Source organism: Pelagimonas phthalicica (assembly GCF_004364805.1).
GTDB lineage: Bacteria > Pseudomonadota > Alphaproteobacteria > Rhodobacterales > Rhodobacteraceae > Pelagimonas > Pelagimonas phthalicica.
The window spans coordinates 1,594,234-1,617,192 of sequence record NZ_SOAP01000002.1 but is presented as its reverse complement, the minus strand read 5'-3'; the positions used below and the strand labels follow the sequence as shown (position 1 = coordinate 1,617,192).

General features: G+C 58.0%; 22 protein-coding genes, 1 tRNA gene and 1 pseudogene. 18 read left to right on the top strand and 6 right to left on the bottom strand.

The window, feature by feature from the left end; translation table 11 throughout:
• Nucleotides 1-95 precede the first annotated feature (95 nt).
• Nucleotides 96-2,084: an enoyl-CoA hydratase-related protein gene (locus CLV87_RS17955; RefSeq protein ID WP_099247612.1), complete on the top strand. Its 1,989-nt coding sequence runs from the start codon at nt 96-98 to the stop codon at nt 2,082-2,084.
• 293 nt (nt 2,085-2,377) lie between these two features.
• Here the strand turns inward: CLV87_RS17955 and CLV87_RS17950 are convergent, their stop codons facing one another.
• Nucleotides 2,378-2,593 (bottom strand): hypothetical protein, encoded by a 216-nt coding sequence (locus tag CLV87_RS17950; protein ID WP_099247610.1) that lies wholly within the window; start codon nt 2,591-2,593, stop codon nt 2,378-2,380.
• A gap of 215 nt (nt 2,594-2,808) precedes the next feature.
• On the opposite strand from CLV87_RS17950, the gene CLV87_RS17945 reads away from it, so the two are divergent.
• Complete coding sequence (locus tag CLV87_RS17945; RefSeq protein ID WP_099247608.1) at nt 2,809-3,066, top strand: DUF2312 domain-containing protein; 258 nt, start codon at nt 2,809-2,811, stop codon at nt 3,064-3,066.
• A gap of 59 nt (nt 3,067-3,125) precedes the next feature.
• Here the strand turns inward: CLV87_RS17945 and CLV87_RS17940 are convergent, their stop codons facing one another.
• The gene (locus CLV87_RS17940) at nt 3,126-3,698 is read right to left on the bottom strand and encodes a TetR/AcrR family transcriptional regulator (RefSeq protein ID WP_099247607.1); all 573 of its coding nucleotides are present in this window, start codon (nt 3,696-3,698) and stop codon (nt 3,126-3,128) included.
• Nucleotides 3,699-3,859: 161 nt separating this feature from the next.
• On the opposite strand from CLV87_RS17940, the gene CLV87_RS17935 reads away from it, so the two are divergent.
• On the top strand, nt 3,860-4,150 hold the full coding sequence (locus tag CLV87_RS17935; RefSeq protein WP_099247606.1) for a DUF1330 domain-containing protein: 291 nt from the start codon (nt 3,860-3,862) through the stop codon (nt 4,148-4,150).
• A gap of 46 nt (nt 4,151-4,196) precedes the next feature.
• Entirely contained in the window at nt 4,197-4,910 is a 714-nt protein-coding gene (locus CLV87_RS17930; protein WP_099247605.1) for a hypothetical protein, read from the top strand.
• On the opposite strand, the gene CLV87_RS17925 is transcribed toward CLV87_RS17930, so the two are convergent.
• On the bottom strand, nt 4,897-5,778 hold the full coding sequence (locus CLV87_RS17925) for a hypothetical protein (protein ID WP_099247604.1): 882 nt from the start codon (nt 5,776-5,778) through the stop codon (nt 4,897-4,899). The genes CLV87_RS17930 and CLV87_RS17925 overlap by 14 nt on opposite strands.
• 128 nt (nt 5,779-5,906) lie before the next feature.
• Between CLV87_RS17925 and CLV87_RS17920 the strand changes: the two genes are divergently transcribed.
• From CLV87_RS17920 to CLV87_RS17860, 13 genes and pseudogenes are all read left to right on the top strand, one after another.
• Complete coding sequence (locus CLV87_RS17920) at nt 5,907-7,571, top strand: ABC transporter permease (protein WP_235871973.1); 1,665 nt, start codon at nt 5,907-5,909, stop codon at nt 7,569-7,571.
• A gap of 50 nt (nt 7,572-7,621) precedes the next feature.
• Nucleotides 7,622-7,697: transfer RNA gene (locus CLV87_RS17915), tRNA-Thr, on the top strand.
• A 474-nt stretch (nt 7,698-8,171) separates the two neighbouring features.
• Entirely contained in the window at nt 8,172-8,366 is a 195-nt protein-coding gene (locus tag CLV87_RS17910) for a helix-turn-helix transcriptional regulator (RefSeq protein ID WP_099247945.1), read from the top strand.
• 349 nt (nt 8,367-8,715) lie between these two features.
• Nucleotides 8,716-9,872: pseudogene (locus tag CLV87_RS24380) on the top strand (YfjI family protein).
• A 471-nt stretch (nt 9,873-10,343) separates the two neighbouring features.
• Nucleotides 10,344-11,474 (top strand): toll/interleukin-1 receptor domain-containing protein, encoded by a 1,131-nt coding sequence (locus CLV87_RS17895; protein WP_176556044.1) that lies wholly within the window; start codon nt 10,344-10,346, stop codon nt 11,472-11,474.
• Nucleotides 11,464-12,720, top strand: coding sequence for a WD40 repeat domain-containing protein (locus CLV87_RS17890; protein WP_099247599.1), 1,257 nt, complete (start codon nt 11,464-11,466; stop codon nt 12,718-12,720). Before CLV87_RS17895 ends, CLV87_RS17890 begins: the two co-directional genes overlap by 11 nt.
• Nucleotides 12,717-12,857, top strand: coding sequence for a hypothetical protein (locus tag CLV87_RS23950; protein ID WP_166652787.1), 141 nt, complete (start codon nt 12,717-12,719; stop codon nt 12,855-12,857). The genes CLV87_RS17890 and CLV87_RS23950 overlap by 4 nt, the downstream gene beginning before the upstream one ends.
• Nucleotides 12,858-12,887: 30 nt before the next feature.
• A complete protein-coding gene (locus CLV87_RS17885; protein WP_099247598.1) occupies nt 12,888-16,109 on the top strand; it encodes a WD40 repeat domain-containing protein in 3,222 nt (1,073 codons plus the stop codon).
• Nucleotides 16,110-16,125: 16 nt separating this feature from the next.
• Nucleotides 16,126-16,923, top strand: coding sequence for a hypothetical protein (locus tag CLV87_RS17880; protein ID WP_099247597.1), 798 nt, complete (start codon nt 16,126-16,128; stop codon nt 16,921-16,923).
• 131 nt (nt 16,924-17,054) lie between these two features.
• Nucleotides 17,055-18,815: a TIR domain-containing protein gene (locus tag CLV87_RS17875; protein ID WP_133840838.1), complete on the top strand. Its 1,761-nt coding sequence runs from the start codon at nt 17,055-17,057 to the stop codon at nt 18,813-18,815.
• Between the two features lie 17 nt (nt 18,816-18,832).
• On the top strand, nt 18,833-19,804 hold the full coding sequence (locus CLV87_RS17870; protein ID WP_099247595.1) for a toll/interleukin-1 receptor domain-containing protein: 972 nt from the start codon (nt 18,833-18,835) through the stop codon (nt 19,802-19,804).
• Between the two features lie 35 nt (nt 19,805-19,839).
• Nucleotides 19,840-20,520: a hypothetical protein gene (locus CLV87_RS17865; RefSeq protein ID WP_099247593.1), complete on the top strand. Its 681-nt coding sequence runs from the start codon at nt 19,840-19,842 to the stop codon at nt 20,518-20,520.
• A gap of 131 nt (nt 20,521-20,651) precedes the next feature.
• The gene (locus tag CLV87_RS17860) at nt 20,652-20,885 is read left to right on the top strand and encodes a WD40 repeat domain-containing protein (RefSeq protein ID WP_099247591.1); all 234 of its coding nucleotides are present in this window, start codon (nt 20,652-20,654) and stop codon (nt 20,883-20,885) included.
• Between the two features lie 339 nt (nt 20,886-21,224).
• Here CLV87_RS17860 and CLV87_RS17850 read toward each other — a convergent pair whose 3' ends face one another.
• The 3 genes from CLV87_RS17850 to CLV87_RS17840 all read right to left on the bottom strand — a co-directional run bounded on the left by CLV87_RS17850 (nt 21,225) and on the right by CLV87_RS17840 (nt 22,570).
• The gene (locus tag CLV87_RS17850) at nt 21,225-21,800 is read right to left on the bottom strand and encodes a tyrosine-type recombinase/integrase (RefSeq protein WP_099247589.1); all 576 of its coding nucleotides are present in this window, start codon (nt 21,798-21,800) and stop codon (nt 21,225-21,227) included.
• Nucleotides 21,797-22,102, bottom strand: coding sequence for an Arm DNA-binding domain-containing protein (locus tag CLV87_RS17845; RefSeq protein WP_099247587.1), 306 nt, complete (start codon nt 22,100-22,102; stop codon nt 21,797-21,799). Before CLV87_RS17845 ends, CLV87_RS17850 begins: the two co-directional genes overlap by 4 nt.
• A 279-nt stretch (nt 22,103-22,381) precedes the next feature.
• A complete protein-coding gene (locus tag CLV87_RS17840; protein WP_166652792.1) occupies nt 22,382-22,570 on the bottom strand; it encodes a helix-turn-helix domain-containing protein in 189 nt (62 codons plus the stop codon).
• 141 nt (nt 22,571-22,711) lie between these two features.
• Between CLV87_RS17840 and CLV87_RS17835 the strand changes: the two genes are divergently transcribed.
• Nucleotides 22,712-22,951 (top strand): hypothetical protein, encoded by a 240-nt coding sequence (locus CLV87_RS17835; protein ID WP_099247583.1) that lies wholly within the window; start codon nt 22,712-22,714, stop codon nt 22,949-22,951.
• Nucleotides 22,952-22,959: the final 8 nt, after the last annotated feature.

The window sequence follows — 22,959 nt, the reverse complement described above, 5'->3', positions numbered from 1 at the left end:
GTCTAATTCGCCTAAGAAAAGCGCAAAAGCGCAGCGTTGACGGGGGGCACAGGCAGGCCGCATCTCTGTCAGCACAGGGCAGAAAGAGCAGACGCATGACGGATCTTGTCGGTTATGAGACCGTGGATGGCACCGCGATCATCAGCGTGTCACACCCGCCGGTCAACGCTTTGGGACAGCAGGTGCGCGCCGCGCTGATCAGCGTGTTTGCGCGGGCGGATAGCGCGGCGGATGTGCATGAGATTGTGCTGCTGGGTGAGGGCGCGACCTTTCCCGCCGGTGGAGAATTGGCCGAGCTGGACAGCCCGTCCGCCCTGGCCGAACCGCATTTGCGCGATCTTTGCACCCTGGTCGAAAACAGCGAAAAACCCGTTGTCGCGGCGCTGCATGGCACTGTGTTTGGCGGCGGGATGGAGCTGGCTTTGGCGGCGCATTACCGTTTGGCGCAGCGCGGCACGCGGCTGGGATTGCCTGAGCTGAAGCTGGGCTTGGTGCCCGGCGGCGGGGCCACGCAGCGCCTGCCACGTCTGGTTGGCGCGCCGCTGGCCTTTAAGATGTTGCTGGATTGCGCGGTCTTTGTCGTGGACCGCGCCCCGGGGCAGTCCTTGGTTGATGGGCTGTGCGATGGGGATCTGAAACAGGCCGCGCTGCAATTCTGCCAAAAGCTGCGCAAAGAGGCGGCGGGTCCAAGGCGGCTGAGCGATCTGCGCAGCGGGTTTGATGATATGCAGGCCTATCAGGGCGCGGTGGCGGAGCGCCGGGCCGCTGTGAAAGCCGGTGATGAGGCGGCGGGCCGGATCATTGATCTGGTTGAGGCCGCGCCGCTTTTGCCCTTTGAGATCGGGTTGAACATGGAGGAGGAGGCGCATGAAACCAGCCTCTCCTCGGACGCGGCCAAGGCCTTGCGTCACAGTTTCCTTGCCGAACATCGCGCCCGTCGCAGCCCGGCCCCGGTGCCAAATCAGGACGCCACCGCGCCCGAGATCAAGGTAATCGCCGTTCTGGGCGCGGGGCCTTTGGCGATGCAGATCACTGTAACGGCGCTGAACGCAGGGTTGGGCGTGCATTGGGGCGCGCATGAGCAAGGGCCGTTGCAAGAGGGCTGCAAACAGATCCGCGAGATTTTTGAGAATGGCATCAAAAAGGGCGGTTTGACGCGTGAGGTGGCGGATCAACGTCTGGCACGGCTGAAAACGGGTGAGAGCGCCGAGATGGTTGAGGGGGCCGATATGATCCTGCACGCGGCGCGCGGGCAGGGCAATGTGCCTGCACCGCGCCATATGGTGCGCGCGGTCGCTATGGCCGCCCCGGTGGACGCGCTGGGCCTGCGTTTTGCCCCGCCGGTCTTTGCCACGAAGCTGTTGGAGATCGTTCAGGGGCCAAATTGCACGCCGCATCAATTGGCGGCGGCGCAGGCCTTGGCCAAGGTGTTGGGCAAGGTTCCGGTCGTGGTGAGGTCCACGGGCGAGAGCATTGCCGGGCGTCTCAGCGCGGCTTTGCAGCGCGCGGCGGATGGGATGATTGATCTGGGTGCCAACCCCTATGACATCGACGCCGCCACGCTTGCCTGGGGCTGGACCAAACCGCCGTTCCAAACCCGAGACACGCTGGGGCTTGAGGCTCTGGCCACGGCCTCGAGGGGCGAGGGGGCGCAGAACTGGTCGGCGCAACTGGTCGAGCTGGGCCGCAAGGGCTGGGTCTCTGGGGCTGGGTTTTATGATTGGGGCGATGGCGGTGCGGTGCAAAGCGACGCTGTCCCACGCCTTTTGAACGGTACCCGCGCGCCCAAGGATTGGGCGCAGGAGGACCTGCAACACCTGCTTTTGGCGGCGCTGGCCAATGAGGGTACGCGACTGTTGACCGAGGGTATGGCAAGCCGTGCGGCGGATATCGACCTGGTTTCGCTCTTGGCTCTGGACTTCCCCAAGGAACATGGGGGGATCATGAAGACGGCCAGCCAGATCGGATTGTTCAAACTGTTCAAACTGTTGGAACGCGTCCGCCACCCGGACCGCGCCTTTTGGCAGCCTACCGCGCTGTGGCCGGATCTGGTCAAGAACGGGTGCAGTTTCGACGACGTATAAGTAACCCTCAAACACGCCAATGCTTCGCAGCGCTGGAAGTGCGCGGCGGCATTGGTCTTGCTGCTCTGGTCTGAAAAGCGGCGGCCGCCGTAACGGATCGGATCCGGGGCATGTCTAAACCCCGGCCTTTGCAGGGCGTCGCCCTGCCACACGCACGTATCACAGGCCCCAGCAAAGGGGGTGATCCGGATTTCAGTGGTCAACCGAGGGGGAGTTTCAGAGAGTTTGGTTAAGAGGGGCTGAGCGAAACGCGCGGATATAAGGCAACGCCCTGTCGTCGCCCGCGTCTCGGTTTAACCGAGAAAGACGCCAAGAATGACCATCATCAACCCGATGACCGAGAGGAACAGCGCCCCCATGTTCAGCGGAACCATCTTGGCCACCACGGCGCGCAGCTCTTCATCGGGTAGGTTTTGACCACGCGCGCGCCAGACAGACATGATACACCAGACCAGCCCTGCCAATCCGGCAAAGGACAGCACGGCACCTCCCCAAACAAGCCAGTCCATGTTTCCCTCATGTGTCTGATTACGCTGTCTGCGGCGTAAAGCAGCGCAAGGGGCGGCGCAACCCCTTGATGGCGGCGCTTTAGCCCTGTAGCAAAGGCCTGTCCGGTGATCGAGACAGATTTCAGGGCAGCCGTCCCGCGCAGCCGGCCGCGGCAAAAAACAGAACGGCACCCTTGGTGGCAGGCCCGTGTTTCGGGTGAAAACAGGAGATCGAGATGCAGGATTCAGGATCAGACAGCTATGGCGTCGCGGCGGGCGAGCTGAAGCAGTTCATTGAACGCATTGAACGGCTGGAAGAAGAAAAGAAAGAAGTTGCGGAGCAGATCAAAGAGGTCATGGCCGAAGCCAAGGGGCGCGGATATGACACCAAGGTGATCCGCAAGGTTGTGGCGCTGCGCAAGCGCGATGCCGATGATATCGCCGAGGAAGAGGCGGTGCTGGAAATGTACAAGGCCGCGCTGGGCATGGCCTGATCCAGTCTATTTGACGGTTTTATGAGCCGCGCAGGGGGTCCTGCGCGGCTTTTCTTTTGTTAGGCAATGATCTCTGCAGCTGTCTTGCGGGCGGCTTGCAAAAAGGTTTCGGTCTCGACGTTTGGCGGCGACAGGCGCGCCAATGAGACTGCGCCCATAAGATGTGCCAGCAGGGCTTGGGCTTTGGGGGCAGCGGCCGGACCGCCGATCACGGCGGCCAACACGGCCAGAACATGGGCAACCCCGTCTTCAAGCGGTTTTTGCAACTCGGGCGGTTGATGCGCGAGCTCGGATTGCATTGCCGCCAGCGGACAGCCTTGGGCCCGGTTTTGCACATGTTCTGGCGAGAGATAAAGCGCCACATAGCGCCCTAGCGCCGCGCGTTTGTCAGCCGCAGTTTCCGCCTCTGCCATATCTGACACAGCGGCGGTGATGGCATAGGTCAGAGCGGCGGCGACCAACGCATGTTTGGATTTGAAATGTCGGTAGAACCCACCATGGGTCATGCCAGCGGCTTTCATGATTTCAGACAGCCCGGTCGCTTCGATCCCGTTTTCGCGAAACAGCAAAGAGGCTTGGTGCACGATCCGGTCGTGGCTGCGTGATTTTTCCAATGCGGTGGCGCGGGCCATGTCGATCTCGGTTTTCGGGGTGGTTGACTATTTGGATGATAATCATAATCTTATTTAGATGACAAGAATCATCTAAGTGGCGTGCGGGGGAAACCCGCAACCGGGACAGTTCCACAAAGGCAACCATTCGTTGCGCTTAACACCTTGAAAGGAATGAAATTATGTCAGCACTCATGACCTCGACCATCCGTGTCAAAGATCGCGAAAAGCTTCAGGATTACTTGCGGCAAGTCAAAGCCTTGGGCGCGCAATATGGCGCTGAAATGCTGTTCAGCGGGCCAGCGCAAGGTCCAATTGCCGGGGTACAGGACCATGATCTGGTGGTGATCGTGCGCTTTCCCACCACCGAGGATATCGACGCGCTCTTTGGGTCTGAGGCCTATGCGCCGCTCTTGGACCTGCGCGAAGCCGCCGCCGATATGGTGATCCTGAAATATCAGGATGCCGCGTGAATTTGGGGTTTGACGCCTCTTTTGATGCTCTGAAAGGAGACAGCCTGTGTCGATCCTACCCGTCTATACCGCCATCGTCTTTGGCCTCTGCCTGAGCCTGATCACCCGCGCGGCGCGGAGCGAGGCCATCACCCGGACCGAAGCGCGGGCCAGCTATGCGTTGTTTGCCGGTTTCGCGCTCTGGGTCGGGATTGTCACCGTTCTGGGTCTGCAGGGCCTGCATGTGCGCTGGATGCAGGACATTCCGCTGCTATGGCAGGCGCTGGTGCCCATGGTGATCTGGCAGACCGCATTCCTGATATGGCCGCGCCTGCAACAGGGCATCTTGAAATCCGGTGCCGCAACCCCGGCCTGGATGTTGGCCCTGATCCAAACCTTGCGGATCGGGGCATTGGGCGGGATCGCCAAAGGGCTAAGCGGTGACATCCAATCGAGCTACGTCTTTTGGATCGGCATTCCTGATTTTCTCTTTGGCCTGTCCGCACCGCTCATGGCCTGGCTTTTGTGGCGCGGGCAGGTGTCGGCGCGGGCCTTGATCCTTTGGAACCTGATTGGTTTTGGGCTGATCGTGCTGCCAACCTTTGCGGTGATGCTCTATTGGATGCGCGAGCCGGGATTCGCGTTTATCTTTGAATTCCCAATGGTTCTGGCCCCCAGCATCGTGGTTTCCCTGTTTGTCTCGCTAAACCTGCTCCAGGCCTGGCTGGCGTTTCAAAGCCTGCCCAAGGGCGGTACGGAAGCCCCAATCACGGAGAAATGACGTTTACGCCGGGCATGCTGGCCAGCGTATACATGTCGTCATCATAAAGCTCGGTCAGCATATCCACATAGGCACTGTCCCATCCGGGCAGGTCGAGCTCTTCTTCGATCTCGTCCTCAAGCGCATATTTATCCAGAAACGCCGCCATCACCCGGCGTTTCTGCATTTCGTTGATATTGGGGTTTTCCTTTAAAAAGGCACGAAAGCGCTTCATGCCTTCGGGATTGATGATCTGACTAAAGATGTCGAAGGCACCGGTGATCTTGCGGGTCATTTCGATCCCGGCCAATTCGCGGATCACCTGGCCCCAGATCAGCGGGGTATCTTCGTTGCACCATACCGTGATAGGCATGTCGGGCAGGTGATCCCGCAGCCGGCGGATCATGTCGGACCAGCGCAGATGCATCGGGTCGACCCCGGCCATGAATTCGTGAAAATCCGTGTGCGGGGTGATGGCATAGACGGCGGGCAAAAAGGTCGCCGGGTCGCGCAGGCCCAGAAACAACTCAACCTCGTCACGCTCGAAAATCTGTTGCAGCACGCGCAGCCGGGTTTCCGCCTTTCTAAAGGCGAGTCCGCCGGAAAACATCAGTTTGGGCACGGAAAAGAACGTGTTGCTGGACAGCAAAAGCCGATCCACCTGCGTGTGTTCATCGTCCAGAATGGCATCCAGCACAATCTCGCGCGTGTCGTCCGATGTCCCGGAACGGTTGAGACTGTTCACCGCCTCAAGCAGGAATTTGCGGTATTTGGACGGGCCGGGAATCGAGACCCCCTCGTGACGCCAATCATCGGCATTGCGCAAAAGGCATTTGAGGATGCGATCGTCGTCTGTGCAAGGGAGACCGGCGTGTAGAATGACCTGCATGGGATGGTGCGCTCGTTCGGGGGCTTGTGCTGTGGGCTTGGGGGCTTTTTGTTGGCTCTTGGCTGCAGTATAAGCCTTTTCGCGCAGAGGTTAACAGCCCCTGTAACGACCAAGGAAAGGTGTGGCTTATGGCCTCTTCCAGCATGACACGCGGACCCGCAACAACCAAGGCGCGCCTGCGTTTGCCCAGCAAATGGTCGGTTGGGGCCATTGTGATTGCGGTGATCGTGATCGCGCCCATCCTTGCGGTGCTCGGGCTGGCGCTGTTTCCTCGCGAAAACATCTGGCCGCATCTGATCTCGACCACCTTGCCGCGCTATCTGCGCAACACGGCGATCCTGATGTTTGGCGTCGGGATTTTGTCGGCGATGGTGGGGACCGGGGCGGCCTGGCTGATTGCGCGCTATGAATTTCCCGGACGGCGCTGGCTGGAATGGTTGCTGCTGTTGCCGCTGGCGATCCCGGCCTATGTCGGGGCCTATGCGCTGGTGGATTTCCTGGAATATGCCGGGCCGGTGCAGACCGCCTTGCGCGAGGTGTTTGGCTGGAAAACCTCGCGCGATTACTGGTTCCCCGAGATCCGCAGCATGGGTGCCGCCATTCTGGTTCTGGCGGCGGCCATGTACCCCTATGTCTATCTGCTGGCCCGCGCCGCCTTTCGCGAACAAAGCGCCGCATCAGAAGAGGTCGCCCAATCGCTGGGGGCAGGGGCCTGGGGGCGGTTCTGGCGCGTTGGCCTGCCTTTGGCCCGCCCGGCCATCGCCGCCGGCGTCGCCATCGTGATGATGGAAAGCGTCAATGATTTCGGCACGGTTGATTATTTCGCCGTGCAGACCCTGACCACAGGCATCTTTACCGTCTGGCTTGAGGCCAACAATGCCGGCGGCGCGGCGCAGATCGCCTCGGTGGTGTTGATCCTGGTGATCATGCTGGTGGCACTCGAGAAAATCTCGCGCCGTCGCATGCGCTATTTCAACCTCTCAACCCGGCACCGCCCCGTGGCGCGCAAAGAGGTCAGCCGCGGATTGGGCGGGCTCATGCTGCTGGCCTGTTTCATCCCCTTCTTCATGGGCTTTTTACTGCCGGCGGGGGTGATCCTGAGCCATGCTTTGGACAATGCCGAAAACTGGCGTGATCCAGAGCTGTGGGAGGCGGGATTTAACACCCTGACCGTGGGCGGTACAGCCGCTGTGGTGACCGTCGCGGCAGGTGTCTTTCTGGTCTATGGCGTGCGCCTGACCGGGCGCAAATTGCCCCGTCTTCTGCTGCCCGTAACCACGATTGGATATGCGGCTCCGGGCGCTGTCTTGGGGGTTGGTATCCTGATTCCCCTCGCGGTGGTGGATAACGCCGTGGCGGATGGCATTCTGGCGGTCACAGGCGTTGATATCGGGCTGATTCTGACCGGCTCGGCCTTTGCGCTGATTCTGTCCTATTGCGTGCGCTTTTTTGCTATTGCTCAGGGCGCGGCGGATGCGGCCATGGGGCGCGTGTCGCCAAACCTCGCCTTGGCCGCCCGGTCTTTGGGCCGCAATCAGGGCCAGGTGCTTGGCACGGTCTATTACCCGCTGATGCGCGCCTCTGTGGCCTCGGCGCTGCTTTTGGTCTTTGTGGACTGCGTCAAAGAGCTGCCCGCCACGCTTTTGTTGCGCCCCTTCAACTTTGACACATTGGCCACCCGCGTGCACGAACAGGCCTCTCTCGAAGCCCTCGGAGACGCCGCCCCAGCGGCAATTCTGGTGATTTTGACGGGGCTCGCAGCGGTCGGATTACTTGCACGCGCAAATAGGTGATTTTGGGGCTTGCAAAGGGTAGGCGGTTTGTCCTATTTCGACCGAACGGTGCCCCTATAGCTCAGCTGGTAGAGCAACTGATTTGTAATCAGTAGGTCCGCGGTTCGAGTCCGTGTGGGGGCACCACTAAAATCAATCACTTATTCGAAGATTGACGTTTCGACTGTCGGAACGGGCGAGCACGTTTGGAAACTCCCCCAACTTAAGTAAATTCATTTGATACGGTTGCGTAGCGATGGCCCGTGGCTAATTTGCAAACTGTTCAGGGTTCTGCTCAAAAAACGGCCTTTTTGCATGTCTAGAATTCCGGGCTCTGTGCTCAAAGTAAATTAGAAGGGACCTTTCCCCTTGGCCGTTTCGGAACAAGGGAATCAGATGCTCTCACACGTAGTCGGCATTGGAAAGTGTACCCATATTTGTGAAATTCTTGGTTGCGTAGTTTTTTAACTATCTGTATTTGCATGGTTTTTAAAGAAGTTCAGACCAACCTGCTAAGAAAATTCACGTTAACCTTTAGAGGCCAGTTTTTAGGTCCTTTGATTTTGCGTCGGCATGTATGCGCGTCCCAAGATCAAGGTCAAAGGTACCGGAGACCTCAATATGAACCAACCATTAATACTTTTGAACCGCGCGGTAGTTAAGGAGCATTTTGGCGTTTCGAAGCGCTTTCTAGAATTGACTATCATGCGTCAAGATGGTCCGGCATTCATCAAAACTGGTCGCCTTGTTCGTTATCGGCCCGAAGATATCGAGAGCTGGATTGCGCAGCAACGGGTAGCGCCCAACGCGGTCTGATCGCAGCGTTATAACTTCGAAAGGACTGAACCATGCCTGAAAACTCAGACAGGGATTGTGAGTGCTATTCTCAATTTGCCGGCGAACTTGGAGTTGAAAATGCGCTCAGTGAAACGAGGAATCCGCGACAGATTTCGCCAATTCCGTTAGTACGGGCAAAAGTCGCGGCTGAAACTTATCCCAAATGCGCGCTAGGCCCACTTACACCTGCTGTAGATGCAGTCGTGCACCTGACCTCTGCACCCTCTGCACAGAGTATTTTTGCTGCTGCAAGCCTCGCGACTCAGAACTTAGCTGTCGTTGAAACTCTACAATCGGCAAAGCCTGTTTCGGTTTTTTTTTGCTGTCCGTGGCCGAATCCGGGGAACGTAAATCCGAGCGTGATACCCTTGCATTGCAAGGTGTTCGTAAATTTGAACGAGAAAGGCAAGATCAATACGCCCAAGAATTCAGAGCCTACACCCACGATACAGATTTATTCGCAAGTCAACGTCGGTTAACACTAGCAGAAACAAAAGCTAAAGACACAGCGCGAGCTGATTTGGAAGCATTAGGACCGGAGCCCCAGCCTTCTATCGCTCCTGAATTGTTGTTGACTGACCCGACAATTGAAGGGTTGCTCAAACATTATGAAACATCTCAGCCGTCGTTGGGATTGTTCTCGGACGAAGGTGGCCAGTTCTTGGGCGGTTACGGGATGTCATCCGACAACCGTCTCAAAGCCGCAGCAGCGATGTCCAAACTTTGGGACGGGGGCTCTGTCGATCGAACCAGGAGGTCTAGCACAGGACCCTCTCGTACATTTACTGATAAACGCCTGACTAGCCACTTGATGATCCAACCCAGAATTGCAGAAACGTTGTTGGCTGATGAAGAGTTGCGTGATCAAGGCTTGTTCTCTCGGATGTTGATCGCATGGCCGGTCAGCCACATCGGTCAACGCGTGATGTCTTTGACAACCGACAACACCTCGAAAGCTGCGTCACTGAGCCATTTGTCCACCTTTCACTGCCGAATAGAAGACCTGCTGGCGAAAGGTTTACCAAATCCACCTTAGCCCTGACTAATGCAGCGCGCGACTTGCTCATTCAATACTATAATTCAGTTGAAGAGAACCAAGCAGAAGGGCGGGAATTCCAGAAAATACGTGGTTTCGCGTCGAAGGCTGCTGAGCAAACCCTTCGTCTCGCGGGGATTTTGCAACTCTTTGAAGATGAGAGCGCTCAAACATTGTCTTTAGCGCATTTGACCTGCGCGATAGAGCTCATGGATTGGTACTTGTCTGAAAGCAAACGCTTGTTTGAAGCGACATCGGTTCCCGAGCCACTGCAAAAGGCGGAAAAACTGCGCAGATGGTTGTTTGAGAAATGGACCGAATGCTTTGTTGATATTCGTTCAATTGTGCGATTTGGCCCAAATTTCACCCGCAACGCCTCTTCGGCTCGTGAACTGGTCCAGATGCTTGAAAAAATCACTGGCTCCTTTGTCAGGATGGTCCTCAATTGATCAAAGGACAAGTTTCGAACTCAACTTGGCGGTTAAATCGGCCAGATGCGATCACCCAAGTTTGATGTCGCATCCGCCTTGGTTGCTACGCTCCAGCGCATGTCAGCGAAGTCGCAAAAGTCGCAAGCGTTCCCTCTTCAGGAAGAGCGCGGCAGTTAGGTGCAAGCAACCCATCCCCTCGCCGCCGTGCACCAGTCCGCTTTGGATCAAGACGCCTTTGAGGAACGGGCCGCAATTATGGAATTCGAGGCGCAACTTTCCCGGGCTAAAGCTGAAAAGTTGGCTCTTCAGGCGATCCTTGAACGCGGAGGCCTCAGGGGGGGCCTTTCTAGCGTTGCCAAGCATGGGTTTATTTACGCCATGTCTCATCGCCTTTTTTCGGGATGGATCGACAAACGGCCTAGATCTGTAGTTGCGCTATGCGAAATCGTCTTTATCGTGTACGCAACCGTTTCTAGACCCTTCATTGCTGTGACCAAACCGTTTCAAGTCTTTTTCAGTTATGCTACCGACGATTGGAACTCCGCAGTCGATAGTGAAGATCTGCAATTTGTCTTTAATCATCTCGAAGGCGAAACCAACCGGAGCCTCATCGGAAAAAGTTGCGCCCTTTGGCAGGACCGTAACAGGTTAAAATGGGGCGAGGCTTGGCGTAAAGAGCTGCACAAGACGGGCGAGACCTCGGCCTTTTTCATTCCGCTTGTATCGCATGCCTGGCTGTCCTCAGACTACTGTCTTTGGGAGTTTGAGATATTTAGAAATGCGACGAAATCCTGTGAAGGCCCGGGGCGCATTCTGCCGCTTTTGCTGAAACCGATGTCTGACGCGGATGTCGCTGCCATGAGTGACGAACAAAAAACCGCTTACGAGGCCCTTCGCGCCATCCAAATGCAGGTCTGGCCGGACTTGAAAAGCCTTCTGGACAGTGGCCCTAAACCGTTGCTCGCAAAACTCTCAAGGGAATTGAAAGACCGGATCATGATCCTGGATGCGACGCCAACCACGCTGCGTGAAACCAACGAGTCAAACCCAACTGCGCCACAACCCGCGCCGGTCAGCGCCATCAGCGTGGAAACGGTGCCGCCGATTTCGGGGGCGATCGATTATGGGCGCGATCAGGACAATGGCGTGCTGATGGAACTGGCGACAACGGGATATGCCAAGGCTCGCTTTGACGGTGGCGAAGTGTTGTTCCACCTGTCCGGCTTTTTCCTCAAGGTTGAGGCGACAGGGGGCACACCGACAAACCCGAATGCTAACTTCCTGCATGGTTGGTCAGGGCCTCTGGCGCAAGTTCATCAAGTCGGCGCGCTGCATTGCTATACTCTGATGGTCGAGGCGAACAAGACCCCCATGGCGGGGGCACCGCTGGCCGATCCCGATATGGGGCCGGTCACCCGCCTGTTTGATCTGGAACCGCATGAGGGCGAAGAGGTCTCCATCTCGGTCAAAGCTGTGCTGGAATGGGAATGCGTTCAGATCGCGACACCAGAGGTGGATTTGCCCAAGCCGGTGCAAGACATGCAGCGCAAGGTTGTGGATTTGCTCATGCGCAAACAGCGCGAAGACACGCCGCTAAAGGGGTGGTCAGATGCCAAGTGACAGCAAACTTAGCGCCGTTTCCATGCCGCTGCCCGAGGCAACGCAAAAGGCGATTGAACGCGTCACGACGATTGACACAACCGATTTTCTCGCCATGGCAAAGGCCGCGGGGTTGGACCCGGCCAGGGATTTTCGCGGCCAGGATCTGCGCGGGCTTGATTTTGCCGGCTCGGATCTGGACGGGTTTGATTTTTCCGGCGCGGATCTGCGTGGGGCCAGCTTTGCCGGTGCGCGCTTATCGGGGGTGACGTTTACAGGGGCCGATCTAAGGGCGGCGACAGGCTTTCGCGGAAAAAAAGGGGCTAAGTACAAAACCGCGCGTCTCAAGCCACAAAAACCACGTTTTCTTGAGATGTCCGGGCATGAGCACGATGTGAATAGCGTCGCGTTTAGCCCCGATGGCCGCCGCGTGGTCTCTGGCAGCAATGACGCGACCACGCGGCTGTGGGATGTGGAGAGCGGAACTCAGATCGCCTTGCTTTCCGGTCATAAGAGATTGGTATATGGCGTCGCGTTTAGCCCCGATGGCCATCGCGTGGTCTCTGGCAGTGCCTACAATACTCTGCAAGTGTGGGATGTGGAGAGCGGGGCAGAGATCGCCGTGCTCTCCGGGCATGAAGATTGGGTGAACTGCGTCGCGTTTAGCCCCGATGGTCGCCACGTCGTCTCTGGCAGCGATGACAAGACGTTGCGGTTGTGGGATGTGGAGAGCGGGGCAGAGATTGCTGTGCTGACCGGGCATGAGCACGATGTGAATAGCGTCGCGTTTAGCCCCGATGGCCGCAGTGTGGTCTCTGGCAGCGATGACAAGACGCTGCGGTTGTGGGATGTGCAGAGTGGCGCAGAACCTGTCGTGCTGTCTAGGCAAAAGGACTTGGTGTTTAGCGTCGCGTTTAGCCCCGATGGCCGTCACGTGGTTTCTGATAGCGATGGCAGGACGTTGCGGCTGTGGGATGTGACAAGCGGGGCTGAGATTGCTGTGCTGTCCGGGCATGAGGGCTTTGTGAGCAGCGTCGCGTTCAGCCCCGATGGCCGCCGCATGGTCTCTGGCAGCAGGGACTGCACGCTGCGGCTTTGGGATGTGGAGAGCGGGGCAGAGATTGCTGTGCTGTCCGGGCATAAGAGCTTGGTGAACAGCGTCGCGTTTAGCCCCGATGGCCGCAGTGTGGTCTCTGGCAGCGATGACAACACGCTGCGGTTGTGGTGGATCGATGAGGATCTGATCGCCGCGCAGAGCAAGCCATGACTGCGCAGCTCTTTCTCAGCCAAGCAGGCAGCGATAGCGCGGCTGCGCAGGCCCTGGCGCAGCGATTGCGCCAGACGCCACAAGGTCAAAGCGGGGCGCTCTCGGTCTGGCTGGATTTTGATGCGCTAGAGGCCTGACGCCCCTGGCAGCCGCAGCTTGAACAGGCCTTGCGCGGGGCCAGCGCCGGTGCGATCCTGGTGGGCAGTCGCGGCCTTGCCAATTGGATGCGGGCCGAGTTTGATGTGCTCAACAGCCGCGCGGTGTCAGAGCCGGGCTTTCGCCTTATCCCCATCCTGATGGGCGGGGCTGACACACAAACGCTGTCACCCTTTGCCAAACGTTTTCAGGCCATCCGCGATCCGCTGAACGACCCGGCGGAATTCGCGCGTCTGGTGGATGCCATCCTGGGAGTGGACAATGGGGCAGGGCGCGCGGCCCTGACCAAGCATCCTTTCCCCGGGCTATACGCCATGACCGAGGCGTGGAATGATCGCTTTTTTGGTCGCCGCCCCGAGACTGACCTGCTGCTTAAAGAATTGCAGCACAAGCCGATCTATTCCATCGTCGCCGATAGCGGCGCGGGCAAATCCTCGCTGGCGATGGCGGGTCTCGGGGCGGCCTGGCGTGGCGGTGCCTTTGACACGCGCAACCCTAGGCAAGACGCGCCGGTCTTTTGGAATGTTATCACGATGCGTCCGCGAAGCGACCCGCTCGAAGGATTGCGGCTGGGGCTGACCGAAGCGACGCAGGCCATGGGCCTAGAGCCGGACCAGCAAAGCGCGCTGCGCAAGCAGATCGATTTGGGGAACGCGAGTGAGAGCCTTTATGCGCTCGAATGTGGATTGCCCGCAGGACGAGTTCAAACCTTGCTGATCATCGACCAGGCCGAAGAGTTGGTGACAGCCACCCGTGATCGTGATCTGCGCCATGCCTTTGGCCGTCTCATCGCCGACATGCTAAAGATCGGAGCCAAAGACGCGCGGCTGCGGGTTGTGACGACGGTTCGGGCTGACTATGCGCGGCTGGTCGGCACGGTGCCCGGGCTCGGTGCGCATCTCAAAGCCGAAGACACTGTGCTCAAGCTCAATGTACCAAAAGGCGACGATTTGCGTGCCATGGTCGAAGGACCTTTACAGCTCGCACGTTTTGACGATGTCGCCCAGATTGACGCCTTGGCTGACCGCATCCAAGAGGATCTGTCCGATAGGGCCGGTGACGTCGCCCTCGCGCAGATGGCGCTGTCATTGGTCTGGCGTGACCGCGCGCAGTATGGCGGGAACCTGGTGACGGCCTATCAATCGCTTGGCCGGGTTTACGGCGCGCTTGGGCAAGAGGCCGAGCGGGTGGCCGAGCATGAGTTGACAGAACCAGAGCGCGACGCTTTGCTGCCCGTCTTTCTGCGGTTGTTGCAGTTGGGCGATACAGCGGGGGCCACCCGACGGATCGCATTCAAGTCGGAGTTCTCGCAAGACCAGCAACAGTTGATTGACCGGCTGGCGGGTGAGGAATGGGGCAGGCTGTTGCAAACGACGGGTGAGACCGTCGAAATCGCCCATGAATCGCTCTTTTCGCAATGGCCCGAGCTGCACCAATATGTGCAAGATCACGAAGCGGACGCGCGCAGCATGGGGCGGCTTATGGCGGCGACCGACCGCTGGATAAAAGGCGGGCAAGGCCGCGGGTTCTTGGCGCGGCAGGTCGATATCAAAGACTTTGCCCCTGTGGCCGCAAGACACCCTGAATGGCTATCCGAGCCGGAACGCACATTTCTGCACCGCTCGCGCCGCTTGCTAGCCACGGTTCGAGCCACCATTGCCGCGACGGTGTGTTTGGTCGTCGGGCTTTTGGGCTTTAGCCTGTACTATTTTTCAGAGGCTGTGGTTGCCCAAGCCAGCGCCAATCTTGAGCGCGAGGCAGGTGAACAGGCGCGGGGCGTTGCAATGACGGTGCTGGCCCGCACCCGGGCCCAAACAGATCCGTCCTCGGCTTTGAAACTGGTGATGAGCGCCTGGCCGGACGAACCGCCACTGGACAGCGCATTGGTATCGAACGCCAGACAAGCGATGGTGACGGCCTTTGCGCACACGAGTAGAAGTGTGGTGCTGTCCGGGCATGAGGGCAGGGTGACCAGCGTCGCGTTTAGCCCGGATGGCCGCGGCGTGGTCTCTGGCAGCTGGGACGGTACGCTGCGTTTGTGGGATGTGGAGAGCGGGGCCGAGATCGCTGTGCTGTCCGGGCATGAGAGCGGGGTGACCAGCGTCGCGTTCAGCCCCGATGGCCGCGGCGTGGTCTCTGGCAGCCATGACAATACGCTGAGGCTGTGGGATGTGGAGAGCGGGGAAGAGATCGCCGTGCTGTCCGGGCATGAGGGCGGGGTGGAGAGCGTCGCGTTTAGCCCGGATGGCGGCCACTTTGTCTCTGGCAGCCATGACAATACGCTGCGGCTGTGGGATGTGGAGAGCGGGGCAGAGATTGCTGTGCTGACCGGGCATGAGGGCTCGGTGACAAGCGTTGCGTTTAGCCCCGATGGTCGCCGAGTGGTCTCTGGTAGCTATGACAAGACATTGCGGCTGTGGGATGTAGAGAGCGGGGCAGAGATCGCCCTGCTTTCCGGGCATGAAAGCGAAGTGACAAGCGTCGCGTTTAGCCCCGATGGTCGCCAAGTGGTCTCTGGCAGCGACGGCGGTTCGCTGCGGCTGTGGAATGCAGAGAACGGTGCTGAGATCGCGACTTTAAATGAGCTGGATGAAAAAGTGACCTTAGTTTCATTTCACTCCGCCCCCTACCATGTGGTCTTTAGTAAATTGAACGGGGGAGTTCTGCAGTGGGATGGAACCTCTGAATCTGAGGCTGTTGCCCTGCTTGGCAACGAAGGCTCTGTACTAAGTTTCGCGTTTAGTTCCGACGGCAGCAGGGCGACCACTGGTAGCTTCGACACTAATTTATGGTTGTGGGATGCTGGGAGCCGTACAGAGATTGCTGTGCTTCCCGGGCATGAAGGTGATGTGGCCAGCGTCGCATTTAGTCCCGACGGCAGCAGAGTGATTTCTGGTAGCGGTGACGGAACGTTGCGGTTGTGGGAGGTGGAGAGTGGTGTAACGTTAGCTGTTATGTCCGGGCATGAGAGAGAGGTCACCAGTGTCGCGTTTAGTCTCGATGGTCGCCGCGTCGCGTCCGGTGGCCGTGACGGAACCGTGCGGCTTTGGTCTCAGCTTTTGATAGAAGGCAACGCGCTGCAAATTGCCTGTCAGTTGTTGCCGATCAGGAACGGAGCGCGCGATCTGTCGACCGATGACATTGCCGCAGAGCTGGGCCTGCCCGATCCGGAACCGCTGACCCCCTGTGACGATTACGATCCACCCATGCCGTTTCCCATCGTTTCAGACTGACTCAGGACAACGCCCCATGACCAACCTCAAAACACTGCTGTCGCAAGACCTCGAGTATCGAAACCTCACCGCCGAACGCGCCCGCAAAGCCAAATCCGCACGGCGCGTGAAAATCGCGTTTCGCTGGTGCCGATCTGGCTTTTTGCTGTCGACCCTGTGCGCCTCGCTCATCGGCGGTGGGTTGCTATTTGTGTCCGGTGCGAACAGTGCTGGGGGGACAGCCCTGTCAGACGAAACGCTCAGCCTAGTTTTGATCATTCAGGCCGTTCTGCTTGGCGTGGCAGGGCTTTACGCCTTCAATCTAAGTGCCCGAGATTATTATGGCACGGCGACCGAGGCACGGCTAAAGGCCGAGGAGTTGCGTTGGGAACTGCAGTATTTCGCGCTCAAACTAAGCGACGCGCTTTCCATTCTGCCGCAATTTGAAGCCAGGTTTCTGACCTTCCTTGACAATCAAATCAGGCATTTAGAAGGCTGCACAACCCGTCACAGGGCGTCGCTGCGATGGATCATATGGTTTGGTGCAGCCGCTACCGGGGTAACGGCGCTTGTCCAGGGATTGTCGGCAATTGCGTCTTTTTCGACCGTGCTGGTGGTCGCCGTGCTAAGCGCCTGTTTGCCCGGTCTGACGGTGTTTCTTGATGGTTGGACGGACCAACGCGAAGGCAAACTGCGCGCGAAACTCCACGATGACTCCTGCGCGGGACTAAAGCGGCTGCGTGCGAAAAGTGGACGCCTTAGCACCGCTATCCAAGCAAAAGATCTGGAAACGGCCAAGGCCTATGTTGATGATGTCATTGCCCTGCTGCGCTAAGACGCGGTTGGCTTTGCCACTGCGCGCGGTGAGGCAACTTCCTAAGGATTTGGGATCAGCAAAGTTAACTAAAGGTTGAGGGCCGCAGCAAAATCAATATCCTCCCCTTGAGTTTTCCGGAGCAAGCCCTTTTGACTGAACGCTTTACTGCCGTCTTGTCCTACGCACGGGTAGATGTGCGCGCACCCGCCGACCGCGAGGCTGTTCTGTCGGTCATCGAAGGCTTGGAGAGACAGGTTCATGCTGAAATGGGGTCCTCTGTCTTTGAGTTGTGGCGAGATATTGAGGATATCGATACGGGTGATGCATGGCGACCTGCGCTATATGAAGCGATTGAGCGCGCGCAGATCCTGATCATCTTGCTGTCGCGGGGCTGGCTGAGCTCTGACGAATGCTGGAAAGAGTTTGAGACGTTTTGCACGCGTCCAGAATTTGGCAAAGGTTTGATCAAGGTCTATCCGGCGGAGTTGCGTCCGGTGAACCATCACCGCCTTAACCAGCAGCAAAGCCAGCGGTTACAAGAGGTAAAGGCGCTGCAATTGGTCGATTGGACAGACTTGCTGCATGAACGCAGCGCTGTTCGTCATGAGGCGACCTTACGCGTGCTCAAACAGACCGCCCGTGACATCGAAGACACTCTGGCAAAACAAGAAGTCGCGGCCAAACAAGAGGTGGCGCAGGAACGAATGCGGCAAGGGGCGCGTGAAGAGGAGTTGAGTAAGCGCACAGCAGATGAGGAAGGTCGCGCTCTGTTTCAGAAAATGGTGCAGAACCGCAACGCAGTTCAGTCTCCGCCCAACGCTTCACCTAGTGTCAGCGCGATCGTGACTAAGGAACGCGTGTCTGCCTCCGAGGCCGAAGAGCCCAAAGAGAACCTGAACAGACGCCTTGCTTTCATGAGCCTTCTGGGCCTTGTAGGGAGCGCGGCAACGGTTTGGGGATACCGGGAATTTGGCTTAGCAGACCCCAAACCACAATTGAGCATTATCAATCTAAGCCAGGCTGCCGTGCTGTCCGGGCATGAGGGCTGGGTGACCAGCGTCGCGTTCAGCCCCGATGGCCGCCGCGTGGTCTCTAGCAGCGGGGACAAGACGCTGCGGCTTTGGGATGTGGAGAACGGGGCAGAAATTGCTGTGCTGACCGAGCATGAGACCTGGGTGTTCAGCGTCGCGTTTAGCCCAGATGGCCGCCTTGTGATCTCTGGCGGCCGGGACAAGACGCTGGGGTTGTGGGATGTGGAGAGCCGGGCTGAGATTGCCGCGCTGTCCGGGCATGAAAGCTTTGTGTACGGCGTCGCGTTTAGCCCCGATGGCCGCCGTGTGGCCTCTGGCGGCGGGGACAAGACGCTGCGGCTGTGGGATGTGGAAAGTGGGGCAGAGATCGCCGTGCTGTCCGGGCATGAGAGCTTGGTGACCAGCGTCGCGTTTAGCCCCGATGGCCTCCGCCTGGTCTCTAGCAGCTATGACAACACGCTGCGGCTATGGGATGTGGAGAGCGGGGCGGAGATCGCCGTGTTGCCTGGGCATGAGGGGTGGGTGAACAGCGTCGCGTTTAGCCCCGATGGCCGCCGCGTGGTCTCTGGCAGCGATGACAAGACGCTGCGGTTGTGGGATGTGGAAAGCGGGGCAGAACCTGTCGTGCTGTCCGGGCATAAGGATTGGGTGAGGAGCGTCGCGTTTAGCCCCGATGGCCGCCGCGTGGTCTCTGGTAGCGGGGACACCACGCTGCGGCTGTGGGATGTGGAGAGTGGGGCAGAAATTGCAGCGATGTCCGGGCATACAGATTCGGTGAACGGCGTGGCGTTTAGCCCTGATGGTCGCCGTGTGGTCTCTGGCAGCGATGACAAGACGCTGCGGCTTTGGAATGTTGTCTATTCGTCTGACCGGTCTTGAGTGGCCTGGTGTGTGACATGACTTCAGAAGATCAACGCGCCTTTATCTCCTACGCGCGCAGCGATGGCTCCGACGCTGCCACACGTTTTCTGACCTGGCTGTCGTCCCACGGCTTCAGCGGTTGGCAAGACCTGCGCGAGATTGGCTCAGACGAAACGGTTTGGCCGCAGATCGAAACCGCGCTCAAGAAAAGCGATGTTCTGGTCGTTATCGTGACCTGCGCCGCCCTGGCCTCGGAGTATATCCGCCGTGAATGGCGCGCGGCGCGTCGCTATGGTGCGACGATCATTCCCGTCCTCGGCGAAGAGATATCGCGCAGCACGCTGCCACGCTGGTTGCGCCGCGAAGAGGTCTACCGGCTGGACGATCCGCACCGCGAGGCGGTTTTCCTTGCCATCGTGCAAGCGCCGCGCCGACGGTTAAGCGCGGTTTGGGATGATGGCCTTGCCCTTGCTGCGATGGTCCCGAGACCGGGAAAACTGAGTGAGGCAAAAACCGCTTTGCTTGCGGATGATGGCGGGCCGGTGGCCTTGTCTTCGGTTCTGGCGGGGCGTGGTGGGTTTGGCAAAACCACCCTGGCGGCCTATGTGGCGCAAGATCCCGACATCAGGGATGCCTTTCTGGATGGCGTGTTTTGGGTCGCCATTGGCCGCCAGTCACACACTGTTCTAACACAAATCGAAGAGATCATTCGCAAGATCAGCGGCGCGCGGCTTGGCACCACGGATGAAGACCAAGCCGCACAAGAGCTCAAGAACCTGCTGGATCACCGGGATGTGTTGATCATCGTGGACGATGTTTGGCGCGAAGCGCAACTGCGCCCCTTTGTCACCGCCACTGAAAACGCAGCCCTTTTGGTCACCACGCGGAACAAGGAAATTGCAGGCCCGGACACCGATTACCTTGATGTTGAGGCGATGTCGGAGGGCGAAGCGCTTGAGCTATTGTCGCGTGATTTGCCTGGACACCGGACGACGTCGTTCAGCTGAAAGCCTTTGCAGAACGCTATTGGCGTTGGGCCCAGTTGCTTGCAATCTGTAACCGGGGTCTTGTTCGTTGCTTTCGGCGTGGGCGAAGCCTGCTGCAAGCGCTGAGCGATCTCGACGCGGCCTTGGTTCAGGGCACGCTAGAGCAACCTGATGACTGGGATCTAACCCTCACCGCCGCTCTGGACCTGAGCTATGAAGAGCTGAGCCCGAAACATCAACAGCGGCTCAACACCTTCGCTGCCCTGGCCGAAGATACCGCCATGCCCATCACAGTTCTTGCGCGGGCTTGGGGCGTTGATAGCTTCACCACGGAAGAGTGTATCATGGATCTCGAGATGGGGTGTTGGCTGCAACCTTTTGAGTTTGGCGCACCCGTAGCGCTTCGCGACAATGTCCTGTGGTATCTGCAGAACAAACTACAGGTCGAGACGCAGAAAGCGGCACTTCAGAGCATCCTGGATGGAAACAAGCCAGACAGCGGCCACTGGCAAGACCTGACTAGCGATGAAACTTACCTTTGGACGCAGCAGTTGTGGCACATGCGGCAAGCGGGCAGGCAGGCCGAGGCGGACGCGCTGTCGCAGGATCTGCCCTGGCTCTCGGCCAAGCTCGGGGCTGTCGGCGCGCATGAGCTGTATCGCGGCTTTGACTCCCAGCATGCCGATCCCGGGCTTAGATGGGTGCATCGCGCTGCCGATTTTGTCGGAACGGCCTGATCAATCGGCCTGGGTCATTGACGGCACGGTCCCTCAGCAAAACGCGCCTGAGACCCTGATGACCCAAGCGCAGAGAGCAATACAGCTGCCAAGGCGATGGGGGGGCATTCCAAAGGGTCGGAGCCGAAACCATGCGACTGTCCGGGCATAAGATCTGGGTAACCAGCGCGGCGTTTAGCCCCGATGGCCGCCGCGCGGTCTCTGGCAGCAATGACATGACGCTGCGGCTGCGGAATGTTGAAAGCGGTTGTGAGATCTTTCTCCGCAGTTTTGGCAGCGCTGTCCTCTCACTTGATTGGTCCGAATTTGGCCTTGTGGTTGGTATGAGCAACGGTGACTTGGTGTGTTTAGCTCCCGATCTGTAGCCTAAGGGGCAATTTGGCGTTTGGTGCTGGCTAAATGGGTTTCGGCTTGTGTGCCGCGAGTTGAGCTCCGATCACTGCGGCAGACCGATGCTGCACCTCATCTGCCAGATGTGCGAATCAGGCGGTCGTCGGCGTCGAACTGTGTCCCAGCAACTCTCCGACTTGTGGCAGCGACATGCCGACGCTTGCATAGCTATGACGCAAGTCGTGTAACCGAACATCAGCAATATCAGCTGCTTTACGAATGACATCCCAGGTCTTTTTGACGTCTATTGGCGGTTTTTCCGGCTTGGCCCCGGGAAAGACAAAGGCCCCGACGCGGAATTGTGCTGCCGTCTTCTACACCGCCAATGCGCCATCGTCAAAGTAGAGACGGCGCGCGCCGGTCTTGCTGTCGGGCAACTCGGCGAAACCACCATGTTGATTGATCCAGTCCCATTCGAGCCCCAAGATTTCGGATTTCCGCGCACCGGATTGTACCAAGAGCCGAATAGCAGCACAGGCCACTGGCGAAAGAAGGGAACCTTTCGGCGTTACAAGGTCGCCGGACACCGCCGCATCCAAGGTTTGGAATAGCGAGGCATATTCGTCCGTGGAAAGAAAGCGTTTGCGTTTCTCTTCCTTGAATTTTGTGACGCCTGGACATGGGTTAGTGCCCGTTTCACGAAGCCCCCTGATTTCAGTGAGGCTCAAAGCTTTGGACAAGCAAGCGAGTGCCCGATTGGCTCGGTACGGGGTTTTGGATAGTTTGGCGTGCCATTTCGCGATGTCACCTCTTGAAATGTCTTTGACCTTTGTCCGCCCGAAAGTTGGTTCCAAGAGCGCAGCGATTAGGTTGCGATCTTCATATACGCTCCGTGCTTTTTTGTGCTTTTCAGCGTGGTCTGAGAGATAGCGCTCGAAAAGCTCTTTCAAGGTTGGGTTTGCGAGGCGCGACGTTCAGCGGAGGGATCTTTTCCCATCGTTATCTGGGCAGCCCAGGTTTTTGCTATCTTCCTGGCCTGATCAGGTGACAGATTGCCGTCTTGGCCGATGACCGGCTCGTGCGACCTTCCAGCGCGACCACCGGCGGTGCGGTATTTGAAAACAAATGTTTTTCGCCCTGAAGGCAGGACCTTGACGCCAAATCCTACCATGCTGGTGTCCCATGCATAGTATTTTGAGTCTTTGATAGAGAGCGCGTCGATTGTTCGACGCGACAATTTGATTTTATTCATTGGCCACCATTTACCGCGTTTTGTTTGCTCGCTGAAACTAATTGGGCGAGCATCAGGCGAGCACGCTTGATGAAATTCGACGATACCCAAAGAAGCTAGTTTGAGGAAGGTCTTTATACCAGAAGATCTTACGATGTAAGGTGAATGAGGGGGAAACCACAAGAAGATTGGTTTAGCTGATTTGTAATCAGTAGGTCCGCACCATTAAAATCCGAAAACTCTAGTAATAACAGATGCGTTGCGTCGTTTGGTGGTTTTCTATCCATATTTAAATCCACACTAGGTGGTTTTCGCCTCCTGCAGAAGCGTCCAGGCTGGCACGTCGAGCGCCACAGCAATCTTGTAGATGTTGTCCAGAGAAATGTTCTGCTCGGAACGTTCGACCGCGCTCAGATAAGTTCTGTTTACACCCGCTTCGGCAGCAAGAAACTCCTGCGACCAGCCCCGCTCGGCACGCAGCAATCTCATATTGCGCGCAAGGATGTCTCGCAGGGGGCTTTTGACTGTTGTCTTCACGTCGCAAGAATTGCGGTTTTACCTGTTTTAAATCGACCGGTTTTAACATACATTCGTGCGTGTAATGTGGATTGATTGAAAAGGGATCTCCACATGATCAAGAAATTTGCCGCTATTGGCGTCGCAACTTTGTTCGCCTTCGCAGTTGAGGCGGCTCCCTTGGAGCGCGGAGCAATCTATAAGGATGATTGGGGAGAGGCGAAGGCGCAACAAATCGCCAATGAGCTCAGCCAGTTGGTGCGGTTGCGAGGGTGGAAGTGCGACACCGTTTCCAGCGTTCAGCTTTGGGTCTTTTCGCCCGGCTTCGATCTGGTTTGTAACGCCTTCCGCTAGTCCTTCGA

Excerpts from the sequence above, each read along its gene's own strand:
- CLV87_RS17835 (WP_099247583.1), top strand. The coding sequence starts at position 22,712 with ATGATCAAGAAATTTGCCGCTATTGGCGTCGCAACTTTGTTCGCCTTC.
- CLV87_RS17840 (WP_166652792.1), bottom strand. The coding sequence starts at position 22,570 with ATGAGATTGCTGCGTGCCGAGCGGGGCTGGTCGCAGGAGTTTCTTGCT.
- CLV87_RS23950 (WP_166652787.1), top strand. The coding sequence starts at position 12,717 with ATGACTGCGCAGCTCTTTCTCAGCCAAGCAGGCAGCGATAGCGCGGCT.
- CLV87_RS17870 (WP_099247595.1), top strand. The coding sequence starts at position 18,833 with ATGACTTCAGAAGATCAACGCGCCTTTATCTCCTACGCGCGCAGCGAT.
- CLV87_RS17880 (WP_099247597.1), top strand. The coding sequence starts at position 16,126 with ATGACCAACCTCAAAACACTGCTGTCGCAAGACCTCGAGTATCGAAAC.
- CLV87_RS17845 (WP_099247587.1), bottom strand. The coding sequence starts at position 22,102 with ATGAATAAAATCAAATTGTCGCGTCGAACAATCGACGCGCTCTCTATC.
- CLV87_RS17935 (WP_099247606.1), top strand. The coding sequence starts at position 3,860 with ATGTCAGCACTCATGACCTCGACCATCCGTGTCAAAGATCGCGAAAAG.
- CLV87_RS17860 (WP_099247591.1), top strand. The coding sequence starts at position 20,652 with ATGCGACTGTCCGGGCATAAGATCTGGGTAACCAGCGCGGCGTTTAGC.
- CLV87_RS17945 (WP_099247608.1), top strand. The coding sequence starts at position 2,809 with ATGCAGGATTCAGGATCAGACAGCTATGGCGTCGCGGCGGGCGAGCTG.
- CLV87_RS17950 (WP_099247610.1), bottom strand. The coding sequence starts at position 2,593 with ATGGACTGGCTTGTTTGGGGAGGTGCCGTGCTGTCCTTTGCCGGATTG.
- CLV87_RS17910 (WP_099247945.1), top strand. The coding sequence starts at position 8,172 with ATGAACCAACCATTAATACTTTTGAACCGCGCGGTAGTTAAGGAGCAT.
- CLV87_RS17940 (WP_099247607.1), bottom strand. The coding sequence starts at position 3,698 with ATGGCCCGCGCCACCGCATTGGAAAAATCACGCAGCCACGACCGGATC.
- CLV87_RS17890 (WP_099247599.1), top strand. The coding sequence starts at position 11,464 with ATGCCAAGTGACAGCAAACTTAGCGCCGTTTCCATGCCGCTGCCCGAG.
- CLV87_RS17955 (WP_099247612.1), top strand. The coding sequence starts at position 96 with ATGACGGATCTTGTCGGTTATGAGACCGTGGATGGCACCGCGATCATC.
- CLV87_RS17925 (WP_099247604.1), bottom strand. The coding sequence starts at position 5,778 with ATGCAGGTCATTCTACACGCCGGTCTCCCTTGCACAGACGACGATCGC.
- CLV87_RS17920 (WP_235871973.1), top strand. The coding sequence starts at position 5,907 with ATGGCCTCTTCCAGCATGACACGCGGACCCGCAACAACCAAGGCGCGC.